The sequence below is a fragment of the Methanospirillum sp. genome (genome assembly GCF_028679455.1).
Classification (GTDB): Archaea; Halobacteriota; Methanomicrobia; order Methanomicrobiales; family Methanospirillaceae; genus Methanospirillum.
In genome coordinates this window covers 1-9,809 of the sequence record NZ_JAJRBM010000197.1, presented here as the reverse complement: position 1 = coordinate 9,809, position 9,809 = coordinate 1, and the positions used below count along the sequence as shown (strand labels likewise).

Sequence of the window (9,809 nt, the reverse complement as noted above, 5' to 3'; positions counted from 1 at the left end):
TCCATCACTAGGTCTGGTAATCGCCCAACTCCGGAAATTGTAATCTCGGCCTCTGAGATCCCGTATAAATCCTTTAGCCGCTCAATTTTTTCCCGTGATAATTTTTCCCAATCATCTTGGTATACGAATTCCATTACGTTTTCAAGTTTTTCTTTTATCTCTTCTCTGGGTGGCAAAACGCAGAGGTAACTTTCATTGTCACCAGTATGAATACCAAATGGCCCGACCAACCCCGTTTGTCTAGTCCCTGCGGCAAAAAGAAGTGCTTCAACCTCAATGCTTCGGGATATCGGTGAATCAGAACTGAAAGATCTCAAAGCAAATTGTATTGCAGTTTTGACGTGACTGATACCTACCATCGCCTCACGATTAAAACAGATGAGGGTAATTTTGCTCTGTTTTCCAATTGAACGTAGATACTGTAAAAAATGTTGAAGATTTTCGACTTTGAATCTGACCTGATAAATTAGTGCTTGATCATCAATTTCTAATGAAAAATAAGGTTCTATTTTAGCATTCATGAAAAATCACTGAAGGATTGCTGTCCGATTTTTTTTGATGGCCCATTATCTCTCCGATCCTCTCCGTGGATTTGGTCATCGTCTAATTTTCTGAGTGAAAATCTATCTGCCAATGCCTCCAGTACTGTCACTGTCCGTTTAGATCCTATGATACCGACAAGCGTTGTATGATCAGTTGTCAGGAGATCATTAACCGAATATATTCCCTGCTTATTCAGCTTGGCAGCCAGCTTTGTACCGATGGTAGGGAGATCCGTCAGGTCTTCTGCAGATTCTGATACCGAAAAGTTTAATGTCGAACCGGTACCGGTTGGTTCGACCACTTCAACAGTCTTGGCTCCGACATCCTTCATAATCTGCCGTGCAAGATGCTGCCCGAGTATCCGGGTTAGTACCGGGAGACCTGCCTGCTTAAGGTGCTCTTTATCAGTATACCCGGCATTGTAGAGCCTTCTGGCACGGATCCTCCCGATATTGCGGAGCCGTACAAGGGGAAGGAGTTCTTCCTTCACACCATACTGAACACGGGTTCCGATCTGACTGATCTCGCTCCTGAAGGTAGGAAGTTCCATCCCAACAAGGCGATCTGCTGCATGGAGCAACCATTTGGCTGAATCAACCACATTATAGATATCTCCCGCACCAATCCCGTACCGCTCCTCCATCTTCTCTTCAGATACTTCTTCAGCCCAGTCGTGAATTACAAGGGCGGTCTTTAGGGCAGCTAGCCAGATCTCCTCTCCTTCTGAGTCATAGGGGAGTGGGACCATAAGTTCTTCAGCATTTTTGTATAGAAAAGATTTGAGTGATGCGGTATCGGCAGACTTCAAGTAAAGTCGGGGCATATCCGGACTGGTGCATACCAGGTGCAAAATACCGATATCGGTAACCCGCTCTGCTTTCCCGAGGGTATCAAGAATACTTCTCGCTCCCCGGGGATCCAGGTACAGGACCGAGACGATATTACCTAGTTTTGTTGCATAAAGGTGCTCTTCTTCTTCCCGGATCATCCCTGATGCGATCAAAAATCGTTTTGCATCATTGACAATCCTCCCCATCGATCTGGAATGGGGATGCTGCCATGCATAAAACGTCCGCTCCATGAATGCGGTCAGCGATGAAATATCCTGGGCAAATCCGGTTGCAATCAGGGAGAGCGTCTGGGCACAAAGTGCATCCTCGTCAGCACACTGGGAGTCAATCTCCTCAGCTCCGGCATCGATGAAGTATTCAATGAGCTTATCAACGGTGATCCGATCCTTTGCGATCAGAACTGCTTCACCGTAGGGATCAAGATGCGGGCGTCCGGCCCGGCCAGCCATCTGGTGGTACTCCATCACCGGTATCGGAACCATGCCGAGTCCTGAAGTGAACCGCATATAATCCCGGATTACTACCCGGCGGGCTGGCAGATTCAGCCCGGCCGCAAGAGTCGGGGTTGCAGAAATGACCTCAAGGTACCCTTTACGAAACCCTTCCTCGATGATAAGTCGTTCTTCCCGTTTTAGTCCGGCATGGTGAAATGCGGCACCCCGTTCGACACACTCAGCGAGCAAATTTGGCTGATCTGTATCCCTCACCTGTCTGATCCGGTCAGCAAGTATTTTTGAGTCCGGACTCCCTGCCCTGAGGGCAGAAGCTGCCCGCTTGGCAAACGCTTCAGCATTTCTCCGGGATGAGACGAAGACCAGGCACTGACCTCCCTCTTCGATGGTATCAAGACAGAGGTTCAGGTCTTCATGCTTGGTGACTGCCCTGACTGCTCGCTCGTCCTGCTTCTCTCCGAATCTGATCTTCCCGTCATAATAGACCCCCTGCCTGAGATCAACTGGTCTCCATGAACTTGAGATCAGGGTGGCATCAAGCCAGGATGCCAGTATCTTCGGGTTTCCGATTGTTGCAGAGAGTCCGATAACCTGCATTTGCGGATTTGTATACCGCATTTTGGTGATCACCATCTCAAGCGTTGCTCCCCGGTGCTCGGATCCGATCAGGTGGATCTCGTCAAGCACCATGAGCGTGACATCGGCAAGCCATCTAGTCCGGTTGCGCAGCAATGAGTCCACTTTTTCACTCGTTGCTACGATGATATCATTTGATCCGAGCTGATTGTCGGTGCGATCAAAATCACCGGTTGCTACCCCAACCTTGGAGCCGTGAGCCTTGAACTCTTCGAACTTCTCAGATGCCAGGGCCCTGAGTGGGACGATATAGAGGCATTTTCCTCCTTTTATGATCTGAGAAGCCATTGCCATCTCAGCAAGCAGCGTTTTTCCGCTTGCAGTCGGAATTGAGATGAGGAGGTTTTTCCCTTCGAGCAATCCTGCATCAACACAGGCTGCCTGGGGAGGATAGAGTTCCCTGATACCTTTCTGTGCACAACTCTCGATCAACGCTGCAGGCAGGGGAAGGGTTGCTATCTCCATGATATCCCTGAATAGGATCCTGCAGGGTTCCAGTATTGGATACGATGTGAATTATCCAAAAAGTGATACATGTATCCCATGGTTGCAGGCCTGATGACTCTCCGTGAAAATTCAATATTGGGGTTTAGTAATAGTAATTCAGCATATCCTGTTTCAGTTCACGCTTTTTCCGGTCGAGGAATGCAAATACACTCTCATGCGAGACACCATTTATCAGCATCTCAATCGCTTCCCGTGCCACCTTGACCTGATCGATCATGCCGATGATTGCAACGGTCTTTCCATATACAGATATCTCGGTACTGCTCAGATCTTCGATCTGGGATCTTGATTTTCCGTCCCTTCCTATGATCCTTCCCCTGATCCGTTCAAGTTTTCCCGGGCTGTCCGCGATATCGGATAGTTCAATCACTTCGAGATAGAGATCTTCATCTTCGAACAGGGTAAATGCCCGTTCAGGTGAGAATCCTCTTGCAATTGCTTTGACAACCTCGACTGCCCTGAGGAATCCGTCAGCTTCTTCACCCTCTATCGAGACGAGCCCTTCCTCACTGTCAACAGCGATGATTGTCTTGGTCTTCTCTTCGATATCCCGCTTGGTCATCCCCTTCTTTCCGATGAGGACACCAATCCGTTCCCTGGTAATACGTGTTTCCTGCTGCATATTATGCCTCGCTGAGTTCTGTCCCTGCATTTTCAGGCAGGTGTGGTATGCCGGTGATCTGCCGCATTGCACCTATCAGTTCAATGGTTTCACATAACGGTGAGAAAAACCGGTTCAATTGTTCGATATCCCTTCTCAGAAAGATGATCGAATGAGGGTGATCCGGGGTAACCGCCTGACCCATATCTATTAGCCATGGGCGTCCACCCCCATAGAGAATATTATACTCGGAGAGATCCCCATGGACCAGTTTTGCAGTCTGCCAGAGTACCCGAAGCGATTCAAGCAGACTTGCGTATACTTCTGCCGGATCAGGTATGGTTGCAACCCTGAGCTGGGGATATGGAATTTCGTTCTCTCCCAGAAATTCCATAACCAGAATGTTCCGGTCAAAGACAAGTGGTTTGGGAACTGAAAGTCCTGCTTCTACTGCACGCTTCAGGTTCGAAAATTCCTTCCGCGTCCAGGCGAAGACGATATCACGCCGGGTCTTGCCGATATTCATAAACCTCCGGTCTCCGGCGATATAATTCTGCATCTTCTGAAAGTTTGCAGTCCGGGTCATGTAGATCTTGATGGCTACCTGCTCATCTTTCCGGTCTGCAAGAAACACGTTTGCCTCCTTGCCGGTAGATATTGAGCCACCAACTGCAGAGATCCAACCACGGTTTACCATCTTGTACAGGGCGAGGAGGGTGATCTCATCAAAGACATCCTCCCTTACCTTGAGCTGATCAAGATCCTTGATCCTGATGCGGGTCGCATCGACACGTTTGTCATATTTGTGGAGATCATGCCGGTCGCGTTCGATGCTTATCCCCCTCCTGGTTCTTTTACCCTTCCAGATATTTTCGTACCGGTGCAAGGATCTGAATCAATGCTTCTCCGGTGGCGTTCTTCAGATCAGCAGGATGGACTTTTCCGGCAGCATATTCCCGTTCTGTCTCTTCATATGAGGTAAAGGTCACATCTCCACCGAATTTTTCAGACCGCTGGATTACAAGTGTTCCGGTCCGGGGGAAGACATGATGCTTCAGAACCTGTAGAACCGGATTCTCTTCGATCTCAGGCGGACAGAATGCCTTCTTCATCTTTTTCCTGATGGCATCCTCACTGTCTGCAACTGAAATATAATTTCCCTGTGATGAAGACATCTTCTTCCCGTCAAGTCCATTTAAGATTGGAACATGAAGACAGACCGGTGACGGATACCCTTTCCCTGGAAGGTACTCCCGTGCCAGCATATGGATCTTTCGCTGGTCGATTCCCCCGACTGCAGCGTCAACACCGAGGATAGCGATATCTGCCATCTGCATGATCGGATATACCATCTGCGAGACGGTTGGGTTGTCCATCTGTCTTCCTACTTCATCCATGCTCCGGGTAGCCCGGTTCAGGGTGATCAGCTGAGATAACTGGTGGACAAGAAGCTGATATTCACGGCTTAATTGGAGATCTGATCCGAGCACATAGGTAACATTGGTGAGGCCGAGCCCTTCGAAACATTTACGATTGTATGCTGCAAGTCTGGCAACCTCTTCCATGGTCCCTTTCCGGTTCAGAAAGGCATGCAGATCTGCAAGGAGGACGATCACCTCAAAGCCTGCATCTCTGAGATCGATCAGTTTATTGATCGTTACCAGATGGCCGAGGTGGATCTCACCGCTTGGTTCGTAACCGGCATAGACCTTCCTGCCCTGTTTTTTGAGCAGCTCACGTAATTCTTCCTCCGTGACGATCTCTACCGTGTTTCGCACCGCGAGAGAGTAAGGATCCATTCACACACGTGGGTGCTGAAAAGAGTTAATGATTGGGTGACCGGTCAGATGGCCACAAATCCGAGGGATTCATTCGTCATTCTGATGGACACCTCGGGATCCCTGACTTCTCCTGCCATGGCCCTGATTGCATCAACATTCTCAATGACCACATCAGCCTCCTGATGAATAGCCTGGAAGAAGTAGAGATCCTTCCCAACTACTGCAACTGATGCTTCAAACACCCCGTTTTCCCAGAGATCGGATCGTGGCCTGCCGAGGTCCATGACGTACTCTTTCAGTTCTGCGGTGCTCTTGATCCCGGTTGAACCCTGCACAAGCCCAATCCTTGAATGAGCCTTCATGATTTCCAGAATCTCTTCGCGATTGGTCTCTTTCTTAAGTTCCATCTGGATGGCATGCATGTGCATCTGGGTGGTGGGCACGATCATTGCCATGGTGACGATATCGATATGGGGTAGCACCGTGTTCACGTCAGGACCATGGTGGCTTGGAATTGTTGGAGGGTCAAGCACGACAGAATCAATCGGACCTTTCTTGACGACATGGGGATCGGCACCTCTGCGGACCATGACTGCCTTGACCTTGGCGACCCCTATCTTGTCATCGATGGCCTTGATCACCCGGCATAACCCGGTTGTGTTGCAGGAGACTACCCTGACAAACTGCCTTCCAATAGCGTCCTTATAATTTGCATGAGCATTGAAGGAGAAACCGGCCAGATCGTGCTCCTCCCCCCCCTGCCAGATAGCTTTTTTCCCATATTTTTCGTAGAGGGCCTTGTTCGACTCACCGACTCCTCCTGGAGTCCCGTCTACGATTAAATCAGCCTTCTGAACCATCTCTTCAATAGAACCGGCAACCGGAATGCCTGCCTTTTCAAAAGCTGCTTTCTTACTGATATCAGCGATATATACCGGGTACCCTTTTTTGACTGCCACAAGGGCTTCTGCGGTTGGCCTTGTCTTGGAGACTCCGATGATCTCCATATCCTTCTGCGCTGCAGCAGCATCAGCAACTCGCTTGCCGATGGTTCCGTATCCGTTGATTGCAACCTTGATCATAACAATTCACTCAACACCTGGGCGATCCGGTGTTGATACTCCCATGTGAGGTATTCTGATCGCACAAATATTATACATTCCCAAAGGCTGTTCTTACCGCTCAGTTCCGGGTAGGTGAGCCGGCCTGATCTCCGGATACAGCCCCACTGCTTCAAAACTGTTGGTTATTTCCTGATCCGGGTCTTCAGGAGAGAAAAAGAGGTGCCCTTCACAGTTGCAGTCAGAGGATCCAAACCCAGGGACAACCTGGAGTGGAATGGCATGTGCAAGCGGGCATTCAAGCCTTTCAACGGTTATAGCGCAGTACACTCTGAGCAGCCTGAAGCCTAGATTTGTGAGCAGATAGTCGATATGCCACCTGGGTCTGGTACCTTTGCCTGATGCCACCCACATGTGCCGGGATACCCTGGCAAGCCCTCCAGGTCCGAGTGCTGATCCCACATATCCGTAATATCCGGTGGCAAAGGAGACGGTTCCAAGTGATCCCACCCTGACTGAGGTGTCCACTCCCATAAGGAGAAGCAGATAGATCCCGGGTTGCATTTATCAGAGATATCCTGATCTGATCAAAGCCTGTGCTGCCTTGATATGCCGCTCTCCCCGCTCCAGAGCAGGAATTCCATGCCCTGGATATAGGCCGTTCACTTTCAGTTCCGCAACCCGGTCGAGTGATGTCTCCAGAGCGTCACGGCTGCCCCCGACAAAGTCATACCTCCCGAATGCTCCATCAGCAAAAACGGTATCCCCCGAGATGAGATCCTGCGTTTCCGTGTTATAGAGACAGATGCTCCCTGGTGTGTGACCCGGGGTATGGATGACGTCAAGTCCTTCAATCCGGCCCCCGTCCTCAAGCAGCATATCTGGAATAATACCGGGAGAATGAGCACCAAAGTGTGTAGCCAGGCTCCGGCTGTCTTCTCTGAGCCCATCAGCATCAGCCGCATGGATACATACCTGTGCTCCGGTCATCTTCACGAGCGGAGTAAGATAGGCGATATGGTCGAAATGGCAATGGGTCAGCACAATATATTTGATGGTATCGCGGTATGCCTCCACCGCCATCGGGGTCACTCCGGCATCCACGAGAACCGTCTCTTGTGCGAGATAGGCATTGCCATACATCCCTCTGCCCGGGATGAGCTTGATCGTCATGTGACTATGATATTCCCTCCCGACAACAAGTATGATATGGTGACTCCCCGGGAATACAGGGTTGACCCCGATCTGCTGAAACAGGCTGCGATTGCCGAACAGATGGAGCCTGATCGGCTGGAGCGGCAGATCAAAGCCGGCCGGGTAGTAATAACGGCAAATCCGAAACGAAAACACCCGGTCTGCACAATCGGGGAAGGTTGCAGGGTTAAGGTTAACGTAAACGTAGGGACTTCACAGGATCTCTGTGATGTTGTCATGGAGCAGGAGAAGGCAGCAGCGGCAATATCAGCCGGGGCAGACTGTCTGATGGATCTCTCCACCGGTGGCGATCTTCCAAAGATTCGTCATATGATCCTCTCGCTCCCGGTTCCGGTAGGAACCGTGCCGATCTATGAAGCAGTCAGGCGTGCAGGAAATGTGGCAGACCTTGATGCTGATCTGCTCTTCAGGGTCATTCGTGAGCATTGTGAACAGGGGGTTGACTTTCTCACCCTGCATTGCGGGGTAAACCGGGAAGTTGTGGAGAGTCTGCGTCAGGATCCCAGGACGATGGGCGTTGTCTCACGGGGAGGCTCGTTTCATACCGCGATGATGATCTCCCGGAATGAAGAGAATCCGCTCTGGGAAGAATATGATTATCTTCTTGAGATTCTTGCCGAATACGACGTGGTAGCCAGCCTCGGGGATGGCATGCGTCCAGGCTGCCATGAAGATGCGATGAGAGAAGCCAAAACAGTTGAGTACCTGAACCTGGGACGGTTATCCAGGCGGGCTCATGAGGCAGGTGTTCAGCGCATGATTGAGGGTCCGGGGCATATGCCGATAGACCAGATCGGATACAATGTACGGATGATCAAAGAGATTACGGGTATGGCACCGCTCTACCTGCTCGGACCCCTGGTGACCGATATCGCCGCCGGGTATGATCACATCACCGGAGCCATCGGAGGTGCGATAGCCTGCCAGAACGGAGCGAATTTTCTCTGCATGGTATCACCGAGTGAACACCTTGGCCTCCCCCGTACGAGTGATATCGTGGAAGGAACCAGGGCATCAGTGCTAGCTGCTCATGTCGGCGATCTTGCCCAGGGAAATGCTGCTGCCTATGATCGTGAGGTGCAGATGGGGCAGGCACGTCGTGATCTGGATTGGGATCGTCAGTTTTCACTCGCTCTCTTTCCTGAACGGGCCAGGGAACTGCATGACAGGGACGGAAATCAGGAGACCTGTTCCATGTGTGGTGACCTCTGTGCAGTCAAGATGGTCAGGGATATCTTTGGATGAGATCATGCTTGAATGAGATAGGTTTTGGATTTGTTGAGATGAGGACCCCCCGGGGAAGCTCAGGCAGCAATGGATGGTCTGAACCAGACTGTCTTTGAAGGTCGCACTCTTCATATCGATGAAGCCCGCCCGATGCAGCCCCGCAGTGAGTTTGATGGTGTTGGTTATAGTGGCGGCGCTGAACGCGGGTACTAATGATAAATCACCCCAACCGGGGTTGTTTTTATTTCAGTTAGTACCTCCTATCCACAGATATAAAAACCAGTAGTTATAACCCATTTCTACAGACGCAGGAAAATCCTGACAATAGTTATCGTGAGCATTTTTCGTCAAAGGACGGATAATCGTTTTCAGACTGTTTTCGGTGCTCCTCTGCTTCATTCTGACTTTCAGGATGGGCAGATCGCGTATGTAACATAAGGAATCCGTGATTTAGCAATGGAAGGAAAGAGACTCTACGTTGGTAACCTGACCTACTCAGTTAACGAAAGTCAGCTCCGTGATTTATTCACTCAGTACGGCGAAGTAGCAAGTGTCAAGGTTATCGAGCAGAAAGGCTTTGGATTTGTTGAGATGGGAACTTCTGAGGAAGCCCAGGCAGCAATGGACGGTCTGAATCAGACTGTCTTTGAAGGCCGTACCCTCCGTATCGACGAAGCTCGCCCAATGCAGCCACGCCGCGAATTCGACCGTGGTGGCTACGGTGGCGGCGCTGGACGCCGGTACTAATATCAACCCCTCAACGAGCCTTTTTTTAATACACGTGGTATACCTGATAAGCAGGTATAAGAATTAGTACTGATAATTCATTTATACAGACGCAGGAAAATCCTGACAATAGTTATCGTTAGCATTTTTCGCCGTAAGGTGGACAATAGTTTTCAAGCTGTTTTCGGTACTCCTCTGGGTTATTCTGA

At 50.2% G+C, this 9,809-nt stretch carries 11 protein-coding genes; 3 read left to right on the top strand and 8 right to left on the bottom strand.

Going from position 1 to position 9,809, the window contains the following annotated elements; genetic code table 11:
* The 8 genes from cgi121 to LUQ50_RS06610 form a co-directional block, all read right to left on the bottom strand.
* The coding region (gene cgi121, locus LUQ50_RS06645; protein ID WP_300038032.1) for a KEOPS complex subunit Cgi121 at window positions 1-521 on the bottom strand (521 nt) is incomplete at its 3' end.
* Window positions 518-2,947 carry an ATP-dependent DNA helicase gene (locus LUQ50_RS06640; RefSeq protein ID WP_300038029.1) on the bottom strand — a complete coding sequence of 810 codons (2,430 nt, stop codon included), beginning with the start codon at window positions 2,945-2,947 and terminating at the stop codon, window positions 518-520. The genes LUQ50_RS06640 and cgi121, both read right to left, overlap by 4 nt.
* Window positions 2,948-3,071: 124 nt before the next feature.
* Window positions 3,072-3,611, bottom strand: coding sequence for a KH domain-containing protein (locus tag LUQ50_RS06635; RefSeq protein ID WP_300038026.1), 540 nt, complete (start codon window positions 3,609-3,611; stop codon window positions 3,072-3,074).
* 1 nt (window position 3,612) lies between these two features.
* Window positions 3,613-4,476: a serine protein kinase RIO gene (locus LUQ50_RS06630; protein ID WP_300038023.1), complete on the bottom strand. Its 864-nt coding sequence runs from the start codon at window positions 4,474-4,476 to the stop codon at window positions 3,613-3,615.
* Entirely contained in the window at window positions 4,445-5,389 is a 945-nt protein-coding gene (locus tag LUQ50_RS06625; protein WP_300038020.1) for a tyrosine--tRNA ligase, read from the bottom strand. Before LUQ50_RS06625 ends, LUQ50_RS06630 begins: the two co-directional genes overlap by 32 nt.
* Before the next feature lie 44 nt (window positions 5,390-5,433).
* A complete protein-coding gene (locus LUQ50_RS06620; protein ID WP_300038017.1) occupies window positions 5,434-6,453 on the bottom strand; it encodes a type II glyceraldehyde-3-phosphate dehydrogenase in 1,020 nt (339 codons plus the stop codon).
* Window positions 6,454-6,546: 93 nt separating this feature from the next.
* Complete coding sequence (locus LUQ50_RS06615) at window positions 6,547-6,996, bottom strand: DUF123 domain-containing protein (protein ID WP_300038014.1); 450 nt, start codon at window positions 6,994-6,996, stop codon at window positions 6,547-6,549.
* Window positions 6,997-6,999: 3 nt separating this feature from the next.
* Window positions 7,000-7,605, bottom strand: a complete 606-nt coding sequence (locus LUQ50_RS06610) for an MBL fold metallo-hydrolase (RefSeq protein WP_300038011.1) — start codon at window positions 7,603-7,605, stop codon at window positions 7,000-7,002.
* Between the two features lie 36 nt (window positions 7,606-7,641).
* On the opposite strand from LUQ50_RS06610, the gene thiC reads away from it, so the two are divergent.
* From thiC to LUQ50_RS06595, 3 genes are all read left to right on the top strand, one after another.
* Window positions 7,642-8,892 (top strand): phosphomethylpyrimidine synthase ThiC, encoded by a 1,251-nt coding sequence (gene thiC, locus LUQ50_RS06605; protein WP_300038035.1) that lies wholly within the window; start codon window positions 7,642-7,644, stop codon window positions 8,890-8,892.
* 69 nt (window positions 8,893-8,961) lie between these two features.
* Window positions 8,962-9,087, top strand: a complete 126-nt coding sequence (locus LUQ50_RS06600; protein WP_300038009.1) for a hypothetical protein — start codon at window positions 8,962-8,964, stop codon at window positions 9,085-9,087.
* Window positions 9,088-9,330: 243 nt separating this feature from the next.
* Window positions 9,331-9,621: an RNA-binding protein gene (locus LUQ50_RS06595; protein ID WP_300038006.1), complete on the top strand. Its 291-nt coding sequence runs from the start codon at window positions 9,331-9,333 to the stop codon at window positions 9,619-9,621.
* The last annotated feature ends 188 nt before the right edge of the window (window positions 9,622-9,809 follow it).

Excerpts from the sequence above, each read along its gene's own strand:
- LUQ50_RS06620 (WP_300038017.1), bottom strand. The coding sequence starts at position 6,453 with ATGATCAAGGTTGCAATCAACGGATACGGAACCATCGGCAAGCGAGTT.
- thiC (WP_300038035.1), top strand. The coding sequence starts at position 7,642 with ATGGTGACTCCCCGGGAATACAGGGTTGACCCCGATCTGCTGAAACAG.
- LUQ50_RS06640 (WP_300038029.1), bottom strand. The coding sequence starts at position 2,947 with ATGGAGATAGCAACCCTTCCCCTGCCTGCAGCGTTGATCGAGAGTTGT.
- LUQ50_RS06595 (WP_300038006.1), top strand. The coding sequence starts at position 9,331 with ATGGAAGGAAAGAGACTCTACGTTGGTAACCTGACCTACTCAGTTAAC.
- LUQ50_RS06600 (WP_300038009.1), top strand. The coding sequence starts at position 8,962 with ATGGATGGTCTGAACCAGACTGTCTTTGAAGGTCGCACTCTTCATATC.
- LUQ50_RS06610 (WP_300038011.1), bottom strand. The coding sequence starts at position 7,605 with ATGACGATCAAGCTCATCCCGGGCAGAGGGATGTATGGCAATGCCTAT.
- LUQ50_RS06625 (WP_300038020.1), bottom strand. The coding sequence starts at position 5,389 with ATGGATCCTTACTCTCTCGCGGTGCGAAACACGGTAGAGATCGTCACG.
- LUQ50_RS06615 (WP_300038014.1), bottom strand. The coding sequence starts at position 6,996 with ATGCAACCCGGGATCTATCTGCTTCTCCTTATGGGAGTGGACACCTCA.
- LUQ50_RS06635 (WP_300038026.1), bottom strand. The coding sequence starts at position 3,611 with ATGCAGCAGGAAACACGTATTACCAGGGAACGGATTGGTGTCCTCATC.